This is a genomic window from Paenibacillus sp. V4I3 (genome assembly GCF_030817215.1).
Taxonomy (GTDB): Bacteria; Bacillota; Bacilli; order Paenibacillales; family NBRC-103111; genus Paenibacillus_E.
This window is the reverse complement of record NZ_JAUSZA010000001.1, coordinates 5,529,054-5,549,186: the sequence shown is the minus strand read 5'-3', so window position 1 is coordinate 5,549,186 and position 20,133 is coordinate 5,529,054. Positions and strand designations below refer to the sequence as shown.

The following is a 20,133-nucleotide window of genomic DNA, read 5'->3' as shown; positions in this document are numbered from 1 at the left end:
CAAGTTTTCGTAAAATTAAATGATCACACGGCGAGAAATATAATTGATTAGAGAAGGAGTTTTACGTGAAAAAGTTGTTACTCGTTTTTATGTACATTAGCTGCATTGTACTAGCCTTTGTAAATAAGGAATACATTTTGACCTGGATCCAGGAGAAAGACACAACAGATATTGTTCCATTGATTGTATTAGCAACAATATTAGCACTATTTCCGGTTATTCCATATGGTGTGATCGCAGGAATCATCGGAGCAAAATTTGGTATCGTAACTGGCGGGCTCATGAATGTAATCGCATCAACGATCGGGGCGTATATCATGTTTATGATCGTGCGCTATGCGTTTTCTGATGCTGCGAGAAGATATATTTCCCGAAACCGTAAAGTAGAATTTTTCACAAAGGCATTTGAAGCGAACCCATTTTTAGCCGTGTTTTTTGCCCGGCTTATCCCAATTATTCCTGCACCAGCGGTTAATATTTACTCAGGGATAAGCCATATACCAAGTATTGCTTTCATTATTGCGACCATAGTTGGGAAAATCCCAGTTATGCTTGTGTTTGCTTTTGTTGGTGACCAGTTGTTTTCTAGCATTAAGAATGTAGTCATTGTAGTTACTATGTATTCAATTTTCCTTATCTTTGTATATGTGATTTATCGATATTGGGTAAAGATTAAACAAAATAGAAAAGAACAGCCCTGATAAGTGGGTTATCCTTTTCTATTCATAAACATGCTTATTTTTTTGCAACAATTGCATTTCCTTCTACAGCGTCAAAATAAATATTAGATACTACTTCCGCTAATAGGTCGGCAGTTCGGTATGATTCAGCTAATGTATTTTCCACTCCACCTATTTCTATTAATGTGCTATTTGGGTTCATAGATTGGTTGTACTCACCATTGCCATTAGAGTTTTTCTGATAAATCCCTTTCGAAATCCCTGGGTATTTTGCATTTAACTGATCATGGATCTTCTTCGTAAATTCCAAGTTTTTTTCCCAGTTAGGATTCTTTTCACCAATGACAAAATAAATTTGCGCGTAATCTTTCCCGTTAATCCTTTTTGTTGTTTTTGAACGCTTCTGTGAATCTCTGTGTATATCGAATAAATAATTGATGTTCGGATGAGAACTAAATGCTTCTTGTACGGTTTTTTTAGAGTATTTATACGAACTCGGGTACTTAAAATCTTTAACTGAAGAAGGATAATCCTTATCAGAATGTAATGTTGCTACACCACGCTTTTCAAGTTTTTGCTTAATTCTTTCCCCCACAAGCGTTATGTTTTTATTCTGGTCGAGTGCAAAATCAGGGTTTTTAACCCCTTTTAGTTCAGGCAACCAAGACTCTCGGTTATGGGTGTGATAGATGAGCACAGCTTTACTTTTTGAAGTCATTGCTTCTTTACTTGGTGGTTCAGTTTGTTCCTTTAGTTGATCGTTACTTTTTTCTGTTTCTAGTGGGGTAGAGGGTTTCGTTTTAAGTGCATCGACTGGTACATCGTTAATATCCGACGGGTAATCAATATCAGATGTGTTTTCACCAACTAATAATTTTGAATTGTCACTTTGAACATCTGGGGCATTATTTGGTTTTTCAGAAACGTCCTGATTACTTATTGGAGCTCTTTGTACTAAGGATTTGTATATACGTTTGGGAGAAAGAACTTCCTTTTTTTCATCCCTATTTAAGTTAGGTACTTCCATCGAAAATAAATTATATAAGATAGAGGGAGAAGCATTTGAGGTTAATGAATGCATACTAGCAATTGGTGCTCTAGAAACTTTACTCTGTAGTATAATAGAAATGCTAAGGAAAATAAAAAGAGTGAATGAAAATACAGATAAAAATAAAAATATACGGGAATTTATTGCTATGTCACAAAGATATCGCTTTAGTTTATGATAAACGCTATACCAATTCATTGTTTGTTCCTCCGGATAATTTTTGAATCTATTAACTATTCTATGAGGAATGAACGAATGATAGAACCCAAAAGAGTTTTGTTAAATAAAAGGTGCTTCAAAATGATTAAACTATTGCAATCTGATTTTCATTGGTATATATTGTTATTGAATCATCAAAAAAAATTGATTAAGCAATCGGGTGAAAACAATGAAAACCATAATCCCAATACATGAAGTAAAGATAAATACTGCACCAAACGACTCATTTTTTGAAACGTATGAGGTAAAGTTTAAAGCCTTGGCGGATCGCAAGAGACTGCAAATCATGTATGAGTTAACACAGCGGGGAAAAACTTGCGTTTGCGACCTATGCGATATCGTGGAAATGGCTCAATCCAAGTTATCTTATCACTTGAAGATCCTTTTAGACGCCAATCTAATAACAAAAGAAATGATTGGCACTTGGAGCTATTACGAGATCAATACTTCTGCAGTGAACGGATTGCTTTCAGAAGAGCTATGCTGCATTTTTAGACCGAGTCGCTCTTAAATTTTTTTGAACATTACATCAATTTTTTTTGATGTATATATCAATATATTTTGATTAAGGAGTGGTTTTACATGTTATTTCATGATATCAATCCCCAACTGATGTACGTAGAACAGCAAGGCAAACAAGTAATCATAGCGAAAGTGGCTCAAGGTCAGGGGCAAAAACAATTTAGCTTTAGTCTCAAAAATTTCGTAAGGCTATTCCGGATTAACAAAAATCAAAGCGATTGCTGCGCATGTGCTTGTTCTTAAAAGTAAATAAGTTTGCGTCTTTCCAAAATAGCTAACGTCTTAAATGGATGATAAAGAAAACTAGTATATGGAGGTATCATCAATGAGTGGAAATACAGTTCAATCTAATGCGAAATTACCTGTAGCGATCATAGGAGCTGGGCCTGTTGGCCTTGCAGCAGCGGCACATTTAGTTACAAGAGGTGAATCCTTTGTATTGTTTGATGCAGGGGATGCGGTGGGGGCCAGTGTCCTTAACTGGGCTCATGTACGTCTCTTTTCTCAATGGGAATACAATATTGATAAAGCTGCGCGGCAGCTACTTACTTCACATGGTTGGATAGCTCCGAATCATTCGGAAATCCCTACTGGATTAGAAATGGTTGAGAACTATTTTAAGCCTTTTGCCGAGTTACCTGAAATCAAACCTTTCATAAGCTTGAATACGAAAGTGACCGCTGTGAGCCGCAAAGGCTTGAACAAGGTAAAAACACATGGCCGCGACGACCTTCCATTTGTCTTGCATGTTGAGAAAAATGGTGAACACTTCTTGGTTGAGGCCAAAGCAGTCATCGATGCTTCGGGTACCTGGACCAGTCCGAACCCAATTCTTTCTGAAGGGGTCTGGACAACTGAGGAACAAAATTTATGTAAACAAGTATTTTACGGTATCCCCGATATTCTTGGTAAGCATAAAAATCGCTATAGTGGAAAGAAAGTTCTTGTTGCTGGTAGTGGTCATTCCGCGATCAATACACTTTTGGATCTCGGGGAGCTTAAGGGGCAGGTACAGGAGACTGAAATTGTCTGGGTACTAAGAAAATCTAGGCTAGAGGATGTTTACGGGGGGCGGGAGCAAGATCAGCTTGCTGCGAGAGGAGAACTCGGAACACGTATTCAGAAGTTAGTTAAATCAGGTAAAGTAAAAGTGATGACGCCATTTCATATTCAAGAATTAAAGAAGGATGGGGAAAAAATTCAGGTAGTTGGTTCTTTAAATAGCGAATTGACCCAAATTGATGCCATTGATGAGATCGTCTCGAATACAGGTTCCCGTCCTGATTTTTCCTTCTTAAGAGAAGTTAGGGTGACTGCAGATCCAGGCTTGGAAAGTGTCTTGGAGTTAGCGCCTCTAATCGATCCGAATGTTCACAGCTGCGGTACGGTTAGACCACATGGAGAGAATGAGCTTAGACAACCAGAGAAAGACTTTTATATTGTTGGATCGAAGAGCTACGGTAGAGCACCGACTTTCTTGATGGCGACAGGGTATGAACAAGTGAGATCCGTTGTTGCAGCTTTAGTTGGCGATCGTGAAGCAGCTGAGAGGGTGGAACTTGAACTGCCTGAAACTGGGGTATGTAGTATCCAAAGGAGCTCTTGCTGTGAACCTGAAAAAAGTGAAGCTATGGTAGTAAAATCTGATGAAGTTAGTTCTTGTTGTTCACCAATTACCAAACCGGTGGCATCGACATCTTCATGCTGCAGCTAGATTACATCGGCGTTGTCTTAAGGGCAATGCCGCTTTTTATTTTGAAAGGAGAAGTTCGTTGATCAGAGAGCAGACAAAAGAAAATGCAGATCTCAAACCTATTATTTTTTTGGCACTTATCACAGCCGTCTCACTATTTAGTGGAGATTAGGGTATTCTCAGCTGATGAAATTTTCTATATGAAATGGCATTCCACTAACGAGGAGAACGTTAGTTCAAAATAAGGGAGCAGATTGTCGCGGCTGGCAGCTGTTCCTTTTTTGTTGAGCAAACGGAAGGGATAATTAGAGCATATAACCAATATCAGAAGGTGATAAAAAGGTGAACATAGATATAGAGTTTCTAACCCAAGTAATTAATGACTGGGATCCTGTTGGTCTTTTAGCAGGAGGTGCTATCAACGGTTCGGGAGCGGCAGGCATCGCCATCGCTAAGCTATTGCTTTTAATGGAAGGGGTCGACAAATGTCGGGGGACAAGAACATACAATCATTCGAATCCACGCACAGCGCTGCTTTTTTCATTTTATCGATGTAAGTTCTTGTCCTTGGGTCGGGACAAGAACTTACATCGTTTCCCGATTGAGGACAAGAACATGCATCTTTTGCCGCGTTCAGGGAAAACCATTAAATGCGTACCGGTCGAATGCCTGCGATTGCAGGCATTGAGGTTTATCATGTTGATCCAACCGGTAATGGATTTACAAACGAAACACTCTTTGTCGTCAATACCGGAAACCAAAAAGCTTTGAAGGAACTGTTAGTTGTTGGAGAGCCCCTATACATAAATGGCTTCAAACAATGGGGGGTCATCCGAAAATGGCAATTCAGTAATCCCTATGTGATGCAAAAATCTTTTCTTTACCGATCGTTCTCAATATGTTATATTGTTGTCGGGGGGAAATGGGATGGCCAGAAGCAAAGAGTTTGAAGAGAGCGCGGTATTGGAAAAAGCGATGAGGCTCTTTTGGGAACAGGGATACGAGAAGACATCCATGACCGATTTGGTCGAGAATATGGGAATCCATCGCAGAAGCTTGTATGACACTTTTGGCGACAAACATACGCTGTTTCTGAGAGCTTATAATCGTTATGTTGACAAAGTCAACGCCTCGATTACAGGAGGAGTTAAACGCTCCAAGTCTGCAGCGGAAGCTCTTAAGTTTATTTCTGACTTCATGATTAGCGAAGAAGGGGCCGGCTGTTTAATTGTGAATTCGGCGGTGGAATTGGCAGCGCGCGATGCCGATGTTGATACAAAGTCCACTGTATGTTTCACAGAAACAGAGCAGCTACTCAAGGAAATAATTGTTTGGGGGCAGCAGAACGGTGAATTCACCACTGATTATGATGCCGGGGAAATGGCGGAATATCTGCATAATGTACTGGTTGGCTTAAGGGCAATGGCAAGAACCTCGATTACCAAAGAAAAACTTCACCGTATTACCGATATATCGATAAAGCTTTTAGAAAAATGATTGCTTTATTGTATATTAATTATTTGCGCGTTTTGTAGAATGATCGTTCTTGAAATTTGACCGATTTAAAACCAGGAGGAACATGTCAATATCTAACATGATGCGAACTTTCAGCGGCCAAACATAAAGAAGCCGATTGGAGCAGGCCAAGTTGCCTACGCGATGTATCTGATCGCCGTGAGCAAGCAAGCTAGGCCCTACGCGATCTGGGAGTCTGATCAAATCGCAAATATTCAGTGACTATTCAGGTACCCTGCTCTTGGGCGCATCAATTCGATTATGGGAAATATTTTGGCGGCGTTATCGCAAACAATGAGGTAAACTAAATTAATTTTTGGAGGGTTTACAAATGAAGCTTACAGGAAACACGATTTTTATTACAGGCGGCGGTACGGGAATTGGACGTGGTCTAGCAGAAGCTTTACACAAACTTGGAAACAAAGTGATCATCTCCGGGCGGCGTAAAGAGCGTCTGGAGGAAACGATTAAAGCGAATCCCGGAATGTCCGCAGTGGAGCTGGATGTACAGGATCCTGACAGCATAAAGGCGGTCGCCAAGCAGTTAATCGAAGAATACCCGGATTTAAATGTCTTGTTTAACAACGCCGGCATTATGCAGCTCGATGACGCGGCGGGCGTGATCGACGAAGATGTTTTGGTTACGACTGTCACGACAAACTTGCTTGGGCCAATCCGAATGACGTCTGCGTTAATAGAGCATTTGAAGTCCAAGGAAGAAGCGGTTATCATCAACACGACTTCGATACTTGGATTCGTGCCGCTAGCGATGACCGCTGTATATTCGGCGACGAAAGCAGCGCTCCATTCCTACACGCTTTCTCAACGGTACATGCTTAAAGACACTTCGGTAAAAGTACTGGAAATGGCGCCGCCGGGGGTTCAAACGGATCTGATGGATCTCAACAATCCGCACGCGATGCCGCTTACGCAATTCATTGAAGCAACGATGAAGGTACTTGGTACGGATGCAGACGAGGTTCTGGTGGAAGAAGCGAAAATGCTTCGAAATAACCCGGGCCCGAACGAAGGAGCTTTTGTGACCCAGTTCAACGATATGATGTCTGGGTCAGGAGGACAAAATGAATGAATACGATTGAATTACAGCCTGTTGATGCGAGCGCATTCTAGGTGAACACCGTCAATTTTTCGAGTCGAAGGAAACGCGTTCCTGATCTTGCTCGGGCAAAGGCGTCCATGAAGCCACACCGCGTATGGACCAGGGCCAGCACATCATTGAGCGCGACTTAGAGCAGGTGCTCAAACAGCGCGTGGTTGATGGGATCGCGCGCTTTGGAGGTCTGGAGCGTCCAGCGCCGCGTGGTGCCATGTTGGGTGATCTGCACTATCGTTTGGGCATTCACCTGGCTGAGTGACCTATCACGGGCGAAGAGGTCTTGGAGAAAGGTGACGGCCTGCATGAGCGCGCTCTGCCCCTGACTGGCAGTCAGGCTCACTCCGCGGAGTAACGGGCGCAGGCGCCTTTTGAAGCGCCGGGCCAACGGATCAATGTGCTACCAGAAGAAAGCTGTCTCGTCACAGCCAACGCCGGTCGCCATGTAGGTGGCGGTGTCGATCAGCCGCTCACGCTCCAACAGCGCAAAGGTGCGCTCCTGGAGGGTCGCAAAGGGCAACCTCGAGGCCAGAGCGCATTGGCTGACAAACACGGCACTTACCAAGCACAATCGAGGAGGAAACTGCAATGAGTGAATCAAGTCAAAACCGGGAGACACCCTCGGCCGATCCCAGGTATCTCAGGATTTCCGACAGGATCAGCCTCCGGTATCAAGAGTCGGGCGATGGCCCCCCTCTGGTTCTCCTTCACACAATCCGCACCCAGCTTGAGTATTTCCGAGCGCTAGTGCCGCTTCTTGCGAAGAAGTACACCGTCTACGCCGTGGATCTTCCAGGCCATGGCTTTTCTTCGGTCGACACAGCAGCCCAGTATGATGAGCCATACCTTCGCAAGGGCGTCATCGACTTCCTGATGGCCCTGGACCTGCGTGAGGTAACCTTGGTTGGCGAATCCATTGGTGCTGTGTTAGCCCTAACGGTGGCATCTGTTATCCCTGACCGTATCAAGGCCGTATACGCGTTCAATACCTACGATTACGAGACGCGATACGGCGATGGCATGCGGCGCGGCAACTGGTTTGCGAACCTGATTATTGGCAGCCTGCAATTCCCTGTAGTCGGAGCGATCGGTGCCTCTCTCGCGAACTCATGGATCATCGGCAAAATCATGGCTGGCGGCTATGCGGACCCACGTAAGATGCCCGCCGATCTAATCGCCACCTTCTATAGAGCGGGCCGAAATCCCAACTTTCACTACGCTGAACGAAAGGTGCTGGCCTCATGGCGCTCTTGGAGCAAGGCGCGTGAGTGCTATCCGGGGGTGAAAGCGGCTGTAACGCTCGTCTACGGCGACAGGGACTGGTCACGAGTCCCCGAACGAAATCGCACTAAGGACCTGCTGAAGAGTTCACGCATGGTTACGCTTCAGAACACCGGTCATTTCTCGTCGGTCGAGAACCCGACGGAAGTCGCGCGCATTGTGTTGTCGTAGTTGAGGTGTGGCTCAGAAGCCGTGCTTTTAAGTTTAAATGGACTCCATTCGGAGTATCTTGCGGTCAAGAGTGTCCGGTGATCAAGTCCCAGTCATAAACGCCGCCTAACAAGGGCATGCAGTTGACCGCTGAGGCGCGCGAGATCGCGCTAATGAATTACGTTGATCATTATGTATCAAGACTAAGGTTTTAGAAATAAACGTTGCCAGGATGATTGATGGCAACGTTTTTAATTTTCTTAGAAAAAGCGTAAAAGAGGCGACCGATTGGTTAACGATATATGTTCTTGTCCTTTAACGCAGGTCGGGTGACAAGAACATATAAGCTTAAAAGTCGCGTAGTTGCGGCTTTTTTTGTTTTAACGATATATGTTCTTGTCAAAAGCCAATGACAAGAACATATATCGTTTGCCGAATGATGACAAGAACTTGTATTGTTATGCGCAACTGAAAACCTTTATCAACAACAGGTTAAATTAGATGAATTTAAAACGTAAGCTGGAAAGGGGCAACGATTGAGCTAACGGGCAGCATAGTTCAATAAAGTGGTTTTATATTCTCGAAAATAGGACAAAACTTGAAGTAGTTCATGTATCAGAAGGAGAAAGTAAAAAAAGATGGATTTCAAAGTAGGAGAATCATTAACATTCGAAAGCATTAGAGTAAAAGTAGTTGAAATCAAAGATAAATCAATTGTTTTTGAGGTCTTATCTACAGGCAATGAGGAAGATGAAGGTGACTTAATGGAAGTTCCAATGTCGTATATAGAAGAGAACAAACACAAAGTAATAAGATGAGGTACCTTGTTAAACTGCACTTATTTCACATTTTCTTTGAGTGGTAATAATAACAAGAAAAGTAAATTCGGGGTGAAGAATTTATGCAATTTATCAATGAATATGTAAAATTGAGGATACCTTTGCGCCAAGGAAGCGGATCGAGGAACTTGAAGCATAGGTGTACGTTCACGAACCAAACTAAACGCAATTATAACAAAAGATGTTACCTTATATTTTTTGTATCATTATTTTGGAATCGAATAACTAACCAATGTAAGAAAACTTAACATTAAATTAATGTAATAGTCTGATTATTCTGATATAATAATAGTAATATAAACAATAGATTAGGGTGATTCCTTTTGTACTATTGTATATCCTGTGAAGAAACTCATAAATTGTCGGACTGTAATGGGGAAGTTTTCAAAACTGGTTTTATGTTCTTCGGAGGTAAGAAAATTCCATTAGGATACTGCTGTTCATCAAAGCAAACAGCCATCATAGTTGTTGAAGAAGCTAAAATAGAAATAGATACCAATATTGCTATTTGATAATAAATAAGTTAATAGTCAGCTGATCCACAGACGTTTGAAGAAAATAACTAGAACTTCAAACTATTTTAAGAGAGCACATGGCTTGTGTGTAACAATATATAAAACACTTCACCGTACTGTACGGTGAACATAAATAGGTTACAATAAAGCCCTTGGTACTCAGGGCTTTATTTTGTTTGCAACCACTTTTGCTTCACAAAAGGGGAATGCAAACCGGTTTTGCTTCCATGCCTGAAAGGTGAAGGGCTTGCTCTTTGGAAAACTTTTGGATGAAAATGGACTAAACCTTTAAGATTTTGCCAATCTTAGCAAACCCTCATTATCGATTTTCTTGTAATTAGTTCAAGAGTAAGATTTACTACTCTTGTAGATCCATTGTGGAGTCCTTTGACCTATTGATGGGGATGACGCAATGTATTCTCGAAAGGATGGATAGGCCCTATTGGATTCACACTGGTAAGTAATACAAAAAAACTACCCGAAGGTAGGTAACTCTACAATTTCTTAAAGTTAAGAACAAGTCCACCAGTGCCTTCTAGACTCACAACCCATTTTAATGCGTTGCCTGATCCTATTTTTGCACTCACAGATACTTGAAGATTGTTTAATTCAAAGTTGGTAAACTTGGCTGCGATTTTTTCAACGATTTCTTGAGTAAAGGGAACAAGTTCTTCATTGGTGTCGTCTTCTGTTAAGTCGTCGAGTGTATTAAAGGATTTTTCAACAGATTCTTTTTTGACTGGAATATAGAGCTGGATGTCATCTGGCATAATATCATCATCTCCCTATAATTAATAGGAAAATTATACCATTATGTAGTTTTGAAGTCAGTAATTAAATGTAATTCTTGCATGAACGGAGCCTAGAAATAGGCTCTTTTTGAGCAAAAAAAGGAGATTCAAGAGGGCAGAATACTTATAACGAAAAAATACTACCTACGTGTTTGATTTGAGGGTTAAAATTGTCTGAACACATAAAATTATTGGAGGCACATATGCGAGATATAGATTACAGCAATTATTTCTGGCAGGATGAAGCAATAAGATTGCGTGCAATACAACCAGAAGATTGGGAGAATCACTATATCAACCGTTTTGATACTCCTGCACGGCGCCTTTTAGAGTGTGCGGTTGAATTGCCTCCTACAGTTACAGAGGCAAAATCATTTGCAGAATCATTTTCTGACTTCTCATCGAATCGTCTTATGTTTACTATCGAAAACTTGAACGGTGAAAATGTCGGCGGGATCAACCTAAACAGCATCGACGAAAAAAACGGAACGTTTAGCATCGGTATTCAAATTGACAGAGACCACCGCGGCAAGGGTTACGGCACAAGGGCAGTAAACATACTTTTAAAGTACGCTTTCTTTGAACGTAGACTAAATAAGTTCAATGATTACGTACTTGAAGGAAACGAAGCATCCACTGCAATGATGAGAAAGGTCGGATGCGTTCAAGAGGGGGTTCGTCGCCAGGTATTCTATACTAATGGACGATATTTTGATTCCATTTTGTTTGGGCTAACCAAGGATGAATATGTTGAGCATCTCTCAAAGATCAACTAACGGAAACGAGAGCTGAATAGCGAAGACACGTGGCTGCCGTGGAATCAATCAATTGGCAGCCTCGTTACGCTGATGGGCGTTAAGCTGGATAAGAAAATGTATAATAAATTAAAATTACTTTGGAGTGATTTAATTGAACACGTTGGGGACAAACATTACATTGAATGAATTACAGGAGTATCTTAAAAATAAAGATTATAATCCTGATGCGGCAATGGCTTATTTTTATAAACTTATCGAGGAAGTCGGAGAATTAGCTGAAGTTATGAGAAAAAACAAAAGACAAGGCGATGGTGAAATTAAAGGAACAATCGAAGAGGAGCTAAGCGATGTTCTTTATTACACCGCCTGCATAGCAAACATTTTTCAAATAAATCTTGAAGATTCTTTTAAGCAGAAAGAGGAATTAAATAAGGTTAAGTGGGGGAAATAATTGAACTAACAGACACGATTGTTGAGGAGCTTGCTACGCGGAAACTCCTTTATCATTTGTTGAAGTAACGGGCAGGATAGTTAAAAACTCAAAAAAGTTTCCTTCTTGAAGGAAACTTTTTTGTTGTATTTCATGAAACATTGATAGAAAATGGATTGATTAAACGAAATAGTAAGTGTTACCGGTTTGAATAGGAGGTCTGGGATGAAGATAGCAGAAATGGATTTGGTCTTTGAATTACGAAAGCGAAACGAAAAAGCACTTTGTCTACTGATTGACATATATGGCGGTCTCATAAAAAGCATCATCCGAAAGCATGTTCAACAACCTGATGCCTGTGATGAATGTATGGATGATATACTGTTCTCCATTTGGAACAACATTGACAAATATTATGAGGAAAAAAATTCCTTTAAAAACTGGGTGGTGGCAATATCATAATATAAATCCATCGATTATCAACGGAAATATTACAGAGTTTTAGAACAGTATCAGTTTGAGGATAAAGACATTAATGACCTGACGGATGCAGCGAATCGTATCTATGACGAAATAAGCTTCGAAATGGAACAGTTGCTGGCGCACTTGAACTAAAATGATAAAGAGTTGTTTATAAAGCATTACGTCAATGAAAGCAGAGTAGACGAAATCGCTATGACGTCATTGTAGTTTGCTTCCGGTATGATCCGGGGGCCTTTTTGACCTTTTAGTAATGTTTAATATCTTTAAAGTAATTTAGTTATGTTCCAATTTCGTCAGGCATGAATTTTCTAGTTGAAACGTTTCCAAAATGGTGATATGATAGCGCTAACAATAAATCAGGGGGAACGCAACTTGCCTAGCATAAAGGATGTCGCGGTGTTGGCGGGAGTCGGAGTTGGCACGGTTTCGAGAGTGATTAACAATATAGGCTCCGTTAAACCCGAAACAAAGCGAAAAGTGAAACAAGCGATTCTTGAATTGAACTATATACCGAATGAAGTGGCTAGAAATTTCAAAATGCAAAAATCTAAAATGGTTGCGCTGTTACTTCCGAGTATTTTTCATCCTTTTTTCTCTGAATTGGCGTCATATATTGAAGATGAGCTGGATCGGGAAGGATTTAAGCTGATGCTGTGCAATAGTGGAGGCAAACCCGAGAAGGAGTATTATTATCTGGATATGCTCAGGCAAAATAAGGTGGCGGGCATAATCGGGATCACTTACAACAATATAGAAAACAGTGTCAGCACAGATATTCCAATGATTAGCATCGATCGGCATTTCACAAAGATGATAACGTGCGTGACTTCCGATAATTTCAGCGGTGGACAGATTGCATTGCGAGAACTCATCAAAGCCGGTTCTAAGAAACCTGCCTTTTTAGGAGGCGTATCCGCTGTTTACAGCGAGACCATGCTGAGAAGAGAAGGGTTTATTGATGAAGCGAAAAGGCAAGGCATCGAATACACGGTTTATGAGGAACCCGAGCCGATAGCAGACGATAAATCCTTTTTTGAAGGCTTTTTTAGAAAACACAAAGATGTTGATGGGATCTTCGCCATTACAGATATGCTTGCTGCCAAATACATTGAATTTGCAAAAGGCTACGAAATTCGCGTTCCTGATGATGTCAAGGTCATTGGTTACGATGGGATTCAGGATCATCCCTATTTTCACCCTATTCTCTCGACAATTCGGCAACCTGTGGAAGAAATGGCGCGAACAGCGGTGAAGCTGCTTCTTCAGAAGGTTGAGGGAAGAATTTTCGATAGGCAAATCTACAAGCTTCCGGTAACTTATAGAGAAGGGGAAACAACCTAGTCACAAGAAGTTATTTTTTTAACTCAAATTGGAAACGTTTCACAATTTTTAACGCATTTTTTATTGAATAAATTGGAAACGTTTCAATATTGACAAAAAGGAGTAAGATACCCATGAGAAAAATGGCCTTGAACTATCAGCTTTACTTACTGCTGCTGCCCGTTGTGGCCTATTATGTCCTATTTCATTATGTTCCCATGTATGGCGTGCTGATCGCATTCAAAGATTTTTCTGCAACAAAAGGGATTTTAGGAAGCCCTTGGGTTGGGCTGGAGCACTTCCAACGTTTTTTTGAATCCTACCATTTTTGGACGATAATCCGAAATACGCTGGGATTAAGCCTCGTTTCGCTAATTGTAGGCTTTCCGCTCCCGATAATTTTAGCGCTTCTGTTAAATCAACTCGTGTTTAAAAGGTACAAGAAATTCATCCAGACCGTTCTCTATGCCCCTCATTTCATATCCGTGGTCGTTCTGGTCGGGATGCTGTTTGTCTTCTTATCACAGAAAGGTGCTGTCAACAGTCTGTCCACTTCCATGGGCGGAGAACGCATCAATTTCATGTCCGATCCAGCATGGTTTAAGCCCCTCTACATCTTGTCCGGGGTTTGGCAAGAAACGGGCTTCGCGTGCATTATTTATTTGGCGGCGTTAAGCGGTGTCAATCCGGAAACTCATGAAGCGGCGATCATGGATGGTGCGAGTAAGCGTCAGCGCATATGGAACGTGGATATCCCGGCCATCCTGCCGACCGCCGTGATTTTATTAATTTTGGCTTGCGGCAGCATCATGAATGTTGGATTCGAGAAAGCCTTTTTGATGCAAACTCCTTTGAACCAACCCTCGGCAGAAATTATTTCGACTTATGTATATAAAGTAGGGCTTCAACAAGCCGACTATAGCTTCTCTGCTGCGGTGGGACTTTTTAACTCTGTGGTCAATTTGATCCTTTTAGTGCTTGTGAACAGCTTTGCCAAACGATTATCCGGCTCAGGATTATGGGCGTAGGAGGAAACGATGACTACTTCAACTATTCGTAAAAAAGATGATCGACTATTTGATATTTTGAATTTGATCTTCTTAACCGTCGTTGGGCTTACCGTGCTTTATCCACTTTATTTCGTCGTTATTGCGTCTTTCAGTAATCCAGATGCGGTTAATTCGGGCGAAATGTGGTTATTTCCCAAAGATATTACCTTTGAAGGCTACAACCGGATCTTTCAGGATAGCCGAATCTGGATAGGTTATTTGAATACCGTAAAATATACCTTGGTAGGTACGCTTGTTAATGTTTTGCTTACGGTTATGGGGGCTTATGCGTTATCGCGGAAAGACTTATACGGACGTAACGTAGTCATGCTGTTTTTTATTTTTACGATGTTTTTCTCAGGCGGTTTAATTCCTACGTATTTGCTTGTAAAAGACTTAGGGATGTTGAATTCGATGTGGGCTCTGATCCTGCCTAAAGCCGTTGCTTTATTTAACTTGATTGTAACTCGGACGTTCTTTCAAACGACATTGCCCGATGAACTGCTCGAGGCGGCCAAGATGGACGGGTGCTCGGACTTTAGATTTTTCTTTAATTTTGCCTTGCCTTTATCCAAACCTATTATTGCCGTTATTGGCCTGTATTATGGGGTGAGTCATTGGAATTCCTATTTTGATGCCCTCATTTATTTAAATCGAGAAGCGGCTTACCCGCTGCAACTCATCTTACGAAACATATTGATTCAAAGCCAAATATCCGCGCAAATGCTTGGCGGTGGTATCGAAGGGCTTGCCGCACAGCAGCGTATCGCAGAGTTGATCAAATATGGTGTCATCATCGTGGCCTCTTTTCCTTTACTTATCGTTTATCCATTTCTACAAAGATATTTTGTGCAGGGTGTCATGATTGGCAGCGTCAAAGGTTAGACATCCCTGTACAAACTAGATTTTATTAAAGGGGGGATTACCGGAATGTAGCAAAGGGGTAAGATGCTGATCGTACTTCATTCTTCAAAAGTTAATAAACACACTATTTAATTGGGGGGAATATCCATGAAAAAAACGCTATCTGTACTATGTGCAACTACGATGTTAGCTTCGGTCCTAGCAGCGTGTGAAAGTAACAGCGGTAATGGAGCAGGAGAAAGTACAACAAGTAAGGCGCAACTCAATGAGACGGGATTGCCGATTGTTAACGAGAAAGTAACACTTCGCCTCGCATCACCTAAGTCTCCCATTGCGCCGGATTATAATGATATGACGATTTTTAAAAACATGGAGAAGGCAACGAACGTTCACATTGAATGGAACAATATTCCCGGCGATGGCTATCAGGAAAAGAAAAATTTGATGCTGGCAAGCGGAGATTTACCAGACGCCTTCTATGCTTCGGGGTTTTCTGACAACGATCTCGTTAAATATGGGGCTGAGGGGACGTTGCTTCCTCTTGAGACCCTGATCGATAAATATGCACCCAATTTGAAAGCTTTGTTCGAACAAAGGCCAGAACTTAAGAAAATGGTCACAGCTCCGGACGGACATATTTATTCGCTTCCTCGCGCAGAGGAAATGGATCTTATCAATATGCCTAACATCATGGTGATTAACAAAACGTGGCTGGATAAGCTTGGGCTTCCAATGCCAACGACGGTCGAGGAATACAAGAATACACTGATTGCTTTCCGCGATAAAGACCCGAACGGAAACGGGAAGAAGGATGAAATCCCACTGACGTGGTGGTGGCAGGGCTGGTGCGGGAATGAAGGCGACCTGTTCGCATGGTTCGGGCTGCCGGATACACCTTTTGAAAATGACCACAGGATTGTGAAGGACGGTAAGGTGATATATTCCGCTGTACAGCCAGAATATAAAGCGGCTTTAACCTATTTGCATAAATGGTATAAGGACGGATTGATCGATCCTGAAGTTACGACTCTCGACCCTACGAAGCTTTTTGCCAAGGGGAAAACGAAAGATGTAACGGTTGGTTCCTTTATCTGGTGGGAAATTGAAGAGGTTGTCGGTACGGATAGAGCCAAAGACTACGTGGTTCTGCCGCCGCTCAAAGGCGTAAACGGGGATATCTTGGTGGGTCGATCCAACTATTCGGAATATGGCCGAGATGCGTTCGTTATGACCAAAGCAAACAAAAACCAAGAGATTACAATGAGATGGGTAGACCAAATGTATGAGCCGAAAATGTCAGCGCAGGTGAATTGGGGACCGATCGGGGACGTGTACGAAACAGATGCCAAAGGGATGCTTGTCAATAAGAAACTTCCGGAAGGCGTAGCTATGGGTGAATTGCGTCAGAAGGTGGCACCGGGTGGTCCGTTTGTCGTGTTGAAGGAGCATTTTGGAACTGTTGTAGACATGGAGCCGCGGGCCAAACAACGGTTAAACGATCTAAAGACTTATTATAAACCTTATCAGGTGAAAGAGTCATATCCTTGGATCTTCTTCGGTCCTGAGGAAAGTAGCACGATGAATCGAATCAATACGGAGATCAAACAAGTGGTTGCTCAGAAAAAAGCCAAGTGGTTGATGGAGGGCGGCATCGAGCAAGAGTGGAACGATTATGTGAAGCAACTGGACGGGATGGGACTACCTAAGCTGATGAAAATTTGGCAAGATGGCATGGATAAGTTCAACAAGTAATCATTGGACGTGCGGAAACGATTCAATCTTATAGGATTGAACGCACTTATTTGGAAACGTTTCATCGGAAAATTTTAGGGAGTGTGAGAGAATGTCTACGACAGATTATAAAGAGAGATACCGACCGCAATTTCATTTTACACCGGCTGCGCAATGGATGAATGATCCGAATGGCCTTGTTTTCTTCGAGGGAGAATATCATTTGTTTTATCAATTTCATCCGGATGGGACGACCTGGGGACCGATGCACTGGGGTCATGCGGTGAGTACGGACCTGGTAAATTGGGAGCATTTGCCGATAGCTTTGTTTCCCGATCAGCACGGCTATATTTTCTCGGGAAGCGCAGTAGTAGATTGGAACGATACCACCGGCTTTTTCTCCGGAATACCTGGTCTGGTGGCCATATTTACACACTCAGGCACGTATCCGGACTCGGATCGTCCGAGACAAAGACAAAGCTTGGCATATAGTACGGATAAAGGTAGAACCTGGACGATGTACGAGGGGAATCCCGTGTTGTCTGATGAGCACATCGTGGATTTCCGGGATCCTAAGGTATTTTGGCACGGAAACAGCAGTCGATGGGTGATGTCGATTGCAGCAGGCGATCGGATCCGCTTTTATACCTCAGAGAATCTGAAGGAATGGTCCTTTGCCAGTGAATTCGGGGCTAAGGAAGGCTCACATGACGGCGTCTGGGAGTGCCCCGACCTAATTGAACTGCCCATCGAGGGTGAATCTAATTGGACCAAATGGGTGTTGATCGTCAGTATCGGAGACCATGCCGACATGCCGGAGGGCTCAAGAACCCAATACTTTATTGGGGATTTTGATGGAACTACCTTTATAAGCAATCATTCTCCGGAGACTATCCTATGGCTTGATCATGGGAGAGATAATTATGCAGGTGTAACATGGTCCGATTCGACTGGTCTGGGCAAGGCAAAGTTGTTTATCGGTTGGATGAGCAATTGGAAATATGCCAATATAACACCGACGGATGGATGGCGCAGTGCAATGACAATCCCGCGCGTGTTAACCCTTAGGGAAGAACCAGAAGGCTTGTGCTTGATTCAAACACCAATTGATGCAATGAGAACACTACGAAATGAGCTGCATGACATAAAGGATGTTACAATTCAGCCTGCGCACAATCTGTTGGCAGATCTGCAAGCAGATAGGTATGAAATCGAGCTCGAGATTGAGCGCGGCAGCGCAGCGGAGTTTGGGATTAAGATTAGGACATCTGATCGCGAAGAAACCGTTATCGGGTACGATGCTGTAAACAATGCAATATTCATTGACCGCTCCAACTCAGGTGATTCAAGTTTTCATAACCAATTCGCATGTAAGCACAGTGCATCCCTAATGCTAAATAATGAGAAAATAAAGCTTCACATTTTCGTTGATCAATCTTCTGTAGAAGTATTTGCGAATCATGGAAAACTCGTTCTTACGGATCAGATTTTCCCTGACCCTTCAAGCACAGGGTTGGAATTGTACGCTATTGCTGGTGAAGCTAAATTAATATCCATGTCGCTTTATACACTGGAGTCCATGTATACGACAAACCGATCGCCAGCTATGAATAGGAATTAGCACGTCGTCTTCATTCCACTCCCGGTCTGTTCAATCGACGATCGGGAGTTTTTTTAACTAACTTACAAGGATTGAAGGAGAGAATTATCATGCGTATAGGCGCTATTGAAGCAGGCGGAACCAAGATCGTTTGTGGAATCGGGAATGAATACGGAATCATCGAAGATCGTATCCAATTCCCAACAGAGCAACCAGAACCAACCATGGAGAAAGTAATTGCCTATTTTCAGAATAAAGGCGTGGAGGCTATCGGAATTGGAACCTTCGGCCCTATTAACCTAGATCTTAAGAGCGAACAGTTTGGGCATGTGACCACAACACCTAAACCGGGATGGTCGGGGTATCGGTTCCTTCCGACACTTAAAAAAGCGTTCGATGTTCCGTTCGGATGGGATACGGACGTGAATGCTGCTGCTTACGGGGAAGTGATGTGGGGGGCAGCCCAAGGATTAGATAGCTGCGTATATTACACCATCGGGACAGGTATCGGTGTAGGCGTTTACTCCGAAGGTAAAATCGTTCATGGGCTAGTTCACCCAGAGGGAGGACATCTTTTAATTCGACGGCACAAGGATGATGCATTCGAGGGTCTTTGCCCTTATCATGGAGATTGTCTGGAAGGCATGGCCGCTGGTCCTGCTATTGAGGCAAGATGGAATAGGAAGGCCATCGATCTACCCATCGATCATCCTTCTTGGCAAATGGAAGCATTCTATATCGGTCAAGCAATTACGGGAGTTATTCTCATGCTCTCTCCCAAAAAAGTTATTCTCGGAGGTGGGGTTATGCACCAACAGCAATTGTTTAGCATGATTAGAGAGGAGGTGCAGCGTAACCTGAACGGGTATGTGAGCTCGGAGACGATTCTTACGAATATCGACGCTTACATCGTACCGCCTAGCTTAGGGGATAATGCTGGGTTATGCGGTGCCTTGGCTCTTGGTCTTGCTGCTGCCATGGAAAACTGTACATGGCCTCTGACCCATAATTAACAAAAGATCGTAGGACGGCTAAAGAACTAACTCGTTTGTCTAATCAAACGCTAGAAACGGGAAATGATCGACGCCATGAGTGGTAATTTCAGAAAAACCAGAAAACCCTTGCCCTGGTAATATCCCTTTTAAGTAGACACACAGATTCGGGTTGAAGCACATATTGACTTATTGCCAGACCTTTAGCTAGCGAAGAACTTTAGCTCAAAAACATCAAGAGAAGGCTGCCGACATCAAACGATCGGCGGCCTTCTTAGCTAACGGACAGGATTGCATAGTAATTGGCTTTAAAGGAAAACTAAGTATGGGTGAATATAATGAAAACAAAACTGATACTGATTTTAGTTCTTTTCTTTGGGTTTTCAATCCCTTCGGCGATTGCAAAATCAAATTATCCAAAGATAGATTTTCATACACTAACCAAAATTAAGGATAAGGCGATTTTTAAAATGTTGGTCCCACATGAATTATCGCCAAAGTGGACTCTAGAAGTCAGAGATTGCATCTGACTTTTTTCC

21 protein-coding genes are annotated in these 20,133 nt (G+C 42.4%); 18 read left to right on the top strand and 3 right to left on the bottom strand.

Translation table 11 applies throughout. From position 1 onward, the window contains the following. Positions 1-65: 65 nt before the first annotated feature. Positions 66-701, top strand: a complete 636-nt coding sequence (locus tag QFZ77_RS25710) for a TVP38/TMEM64 family protein (protein WP_307443668.1) — start codon at positions 66-68, stop codon at positions 699-701. A 34-nt stretch (positions 702-735) separates the two neighbouring features. Here the strand turns inward: QFZ77_RS25710 and spoIIP are convergent, their stop codons facing one another. Beyond that, positions 736-1,926: a stage II sporulation protein P gene (spoIIP, locus tag QFZ77_RS25705; RefSeq protein ID WP_307443666.1), complete on the bottom strand. Its 1,191-nt coding sequence runs from the start codon at positions 1,924-1,926 to the stop codon at positions 736-738. Between the two features lie 190 nt (positions 1,927-2,116). Here spoIIP and QFZ77_RS25700 point away from each other — a divergent pair, with 190 nt between their 5' ends. From QFZ77_RS25700 to QFZ77_RS25680, 5 genes are all read left to right on the top strand, one after another. Further along, on the top strand, positions 2,117-2,458 hold the full coding sequence (locus tag QFZ77_RS25700) for an ArsR/SmtB family transcription factor (protein ID WP_307443665.1): 342 nt from the start codon (positions 2,117-2,119) through the stop codon (positions 2,456-2,458). A gap of 336 nt (positions 2,459-2,794) precedes the next feature. Beyond that, positions 2,795-4,183, top strand: a complete 1,389-nt coding sequence (locus tag QFZ77_RS25695) for an FAD-dependent oxidoreductase (protein WP_307443663.1) — start codon at positions 2,795-2,797, stop codon at positions 4,181-4,183. A 629-nt stretch (positions 4,184-4,812) separates the two neighbouring features. After that, on the top strand, positions 4,813-5,112 hold the full coding sequence (locus QFZ77_RS25690; RefSeq protein WP_307443661.1) for a hypothetical protein: 300 nt from the start codon (positions 4,813-4,815) through the stop codon (positions 5,110-5,112). Then, complete coding sequence (locus QFZ77_RS25685) at positions 5,090-5,659, top strand: TetR/AcrR family transcriptional regulator (RefSeq protein ID WP_307443659.1); 570 nt, start codon at positions 5,090-5,092, stop codon at positions 5,657-5,659. Before QFZ77_RS25690 ends, QFZ77_RS25685 begins: the two co-directional genes overlap by 23 nt. A gap of 349 nt (positions 5,660-6,008) precedes the next feature. Further along, positions 6,009-6,767, top strand: coding sequence for an SDR family oxidoreductase (locus QFZ77_RS25680; protein ID WP_307443657.1), 759 nt, complete (start codon positions 6,009-6,011; stop codon positions 6,765-6,767). Positions 6,768-6,924: 157 nt separating this feature from the next. Here QFZ77_RS25680 and QFZ77_RS25675 read toward each other — a convergent pair whose 3' ends face one another. Further along, positions 6,925-7,098 carry a hypothetical protein gene (locus QFZ77_RS25675; protein ID WP_307443654.1) on the bottom strand — a complete coding sequence of 58 codons (174 nt, stop codon included), beginning with the start codon at positions 7,096-7,098 and terminating at the stop codon, positions 6,925-6,927. A gap of 281 nt (positions 7,099-7,379) precedes the next feature. On the opposite strand from QFZ77_RS25675, the gene QFZ77_RS25670 reads away from it, so the two are divergent. The 3 genes from QFZ77_RS25670 to QFZ77_RS37990 all read left to right on the top strand — a co-directional run bounded on the left by QFZ77_RS25670 (position 7,380) and on the right by QFZ77_RS37990 (position 9,573). Further along, positions 7,380-8,243 (top strand): alpha/beta fold hydrolase, encoded by an 864-nt coding sequence (locus tag QFZ77_RS25670; protein WP_307443652.1) that lies wholly within the window; start codon positions 7,380-7,382, stop codon positions 8,241-8,243. Between the two features lie 617 nt (positions 8,244-8,860). Next, positions 8,861-9,040, top strand: a complete 180-nt coding sequence (locus QFZ77_RS25665) for a hypothetical protein (RefSeq protein ID WP_307443650.1) — start codon at positions 8,861-8,863, stop codon at positions 9,038-9,040. Positions 9,041-9,384: 344 nt separating this feature from the next. Further along, positions 9,385-9,573 carry a DUF3973 domain-containing protein gene (locus QFZ77_RS37990; RefSeq protein ID WP_373460017.1) on the top strand — a complete coding sequence of 63 codons (189 nt, stop codon included), beginning with the start codon at positions 9,385-9,387 and terminating at the stop codon, positions 9,571-9,573. Between the two features lie 497 nt (positions 9,574-10,070). Here QFZ77_RS37990 and QFZ77_RS25660 read toward each other — a convergent pair whose 3' ends face one another. Continuing rightward, the gene (locus QFZ77_RS25660) at positions 10,071-10,346 is read right to left on the bottom strand and encodes a hypothetical protein (protein WP_307443648.1); all 276 of its coding nucleotides are present in this window, start codon (positions 10,344-10,346) and stop codon (positions 10,071-10,073) included. Positions 10,347-10,570: 224 nt separating this feature from the next. On the opposite strand from QFZ77_RS25660, the gene QFZ77_RS25655 reads away from it, so the two are divergent. The 9 genes from QFZ77_RS25655 (at position 10,571) to QFZ77_RS25615 (ending at position 19,615) form a co-directional block, all read left to right on the top strand. After that, on the top strand, positions 10,571-11,143 hold the full coding sequence (locus tag QFZ77_RS25655; protein ID WP_307443646.1) for a GNAT family N-acetyltransferase: 573 nt from the start codon (positions 10,571-10,573) through the stop codon (positions 11,141-11,143). Between the two features lie 133 nt (positions 11,144-11,276). Continuing rightward, positions 11,277-11,576, top strand: a complete 300-nt coding sequence (locus QFZ77_RS25650) for a MazG nucleotide pyrophosphohydrolase domain-containing protein (protein ID WP_307443645.1) — start codon at positions 11,277-11,279, stop codon at positions 11,574-11,576. A 204-nt stretch (positions 11,577-11,780) separates the two neighbouring features. Then, complete coding sequence (locus QFZ77_RS25645) at positions 11,781-12,017, top strand: sigma factor (protein ID WP_307443644.1); 237 nt, start codon at positions 11,781-11,783, stop codon at positions 12,015-12,017. Between the two features lie 393 nt (positions 12,018-12,410). Continuing rightward, positions 12,411-13,379 (top strand): LacI family DNA-binding transcriptional regulator, encoded by a 969-nt coding sequence (locus tag QFZ77_RS25640; RefSeq protein ID WP_307443643.1) that lies wholly within the window; start codon positions 12,411-12,413, stop codon positions 13,377-13,379. 113 nt (positions 13,380-13,492) lie between these two features. Continuing rightward, a complete protein-coding gene (locus QFZ77_RS25635; RefSeq protein ID WP_307443642.1) occupies positions 13,493-14,386 on the top strand; it encodes an ABC transporter permease in 894 nt (297 codons plus the stop codon). Positions 14,387-14,395: 9 nt separating this feature from the next. Continuing rightward, on the top strand, positions 14,396-15,292 hold the full coding sequence (locus tag QFZ77_RS25630; protein WP_307443640.1) for a carbohydrate ABC transporter permease: 897 nt from the start codon (positions 14,396-14,398) through the stop codon (positions 15,290-15,292). 126 nt (positions 15,293-15,418) lie between these two features. Beyond that, complete coding sequence (locus tag QFZ77_RS25625) at positions 15,419-17,023, top strand: ABC transporter substrate-binding protein (protein WP_307443637.1); 1,605 nt, start codon at positions 15,419-15,421, stop codon at positions 17,021-17,023. 91 nt (positions 17,024-17,114) lie between these two features. Further along, on the top strand, positions 17,115-18,623 hold the full coding sequence (locus tag QFZ77_RS25620) for a glycoside hydrolase family 32 protein (RefSeq protein ID WP_307443635.1): 1,509 nt from the start codon (positions 17,115-17,117) through the stop codon (positions 18,621-18,623). An 89-nt stretch (positions 18,624-18,712) separates the two neighbouring features. After that, a complete protein-coding gene (locus QFZ77_RS25615; RefSeq protein ID WP_307443634.1) occupies positions 18,713-19,615 on the top strand; it encodes an ROK family protein in 903 nt (300 codons plus the stop codon). Positions 19,616-20,133: the final 518 nt, after the last annotated feature.

Coding starts and splice junctions, on each gene's coding strand:
- spoIIP (WP_307443666.1), bottom strand. CDS start 1,926: ATGAATTGGTATAGCGTTTATCATAAACTAAAGCGATATCTTTGTGAC.
- QFZ77_RS25700 (WP_307443665.1), top strand. CDS start 2,117: ATGAAAACCATAATCCCAATACATGAAGTAAAGATAAATACTGCACCA.
- QFZ77_RS25695 (WP_307443663.1), top strand. CDS start 2,795: ATGAGTGGAAATACAGTTCAATCTAATGCGAAATTACCTGTAGCGATC.
- QFZ77_RS25690 (WP_307443661.1), top strand. CDS start 4,813: ATGCGTACCGGTCGAATGCCTGCGATTGCAGGCATTGAGGTTTATCAT.
- QFZ77_RS25685 (WP_307443659.1), top strand. CDS start 5,090: ATGGCCAGAAGCAAAGAGTTTGAAGAGAGCGCGGTATTGGAAAAAGCG.
- QFZ77_RS25680 (WP_307443657.1), top strand. CDS start 6,009: ATGAAGCTTACAGGAAACACGATTTTTATTACAGGCGGCGGTACGGGA.
- QFZ77_RS25675 (WP_307443654.1), bottom strand. CDS start 7,098: ATGCAGGCCGTCACCTTTCTCCAAGACCTCTTCGCCCGTGATAGGTCA.
- QFZ77_RS25670 (WP_307443652.1), top strand. CDS start 7,380: ATGAGTGAATCAAGTCAAAACCGGGAGACACCCTCGGCCGATCCCAGG.
- QFZ77_RS25665 (WP_307443650.1), top strand. CDS start 8,861: ATGGATTTCAAAGTAGGAGAATCATTAACATTCGAAAGCATTAGAGTA.
- QFZ77_RS25660 (WP_307443648.1), bottom strand. CDS start 10,346: ATGCCAGATGACATCCAGCTCTATATTCCAGTCAAAAAAGAATCTGTT.
- QFZ77_RS25655 (WP_307443646.1), top strand. CDS start 10,571: ATGCGAGATATAGATTACAGCAATTATTTCTGGCAGGATGAAGCAATA.
- QFZ77_RS25645 (WP_307443644.1), top strand. CDS start 11,781: ATGAAGATAGCAGAAATGGATTTGGTCTTTGAATTACGAAAGCGAAAC.
- QFZ77_RS25635 (WP_307443642.1), top strand. CDS start 13,493: ATGAGAAAAATGGCCTTGAACTATCAGCTTTACTTACTGCTGCTGCCC.
- QFZ77_RS25630 (WP_307443640.1), top strand. CDS start 14,396: ATGACTACTTCAACTATTCGTAAAAAAGATGATCGACTATTTGATATT.
- QFZ77_RS25625 (WP_307443637.1), top strand. CDS start 15,419: ATGAAAAAAACGCTATCTGTACTATGTGCAACTACGATGTTAGCTTCG.
- QFZ77_RS25620 (WP_307443635.1), top strand. CDS start 17,115: ATGTCTACGACAGATTATAAAGAGAGATACCGACCGCAATTTCATTTT.
- QFZ77_RS25615 (WP_307443634.1), top strand. CDS start 18,713: ATGCGTATAGGCGCTATTGAAGCAGGCGGAACCAAGATCGTTTGTGGA.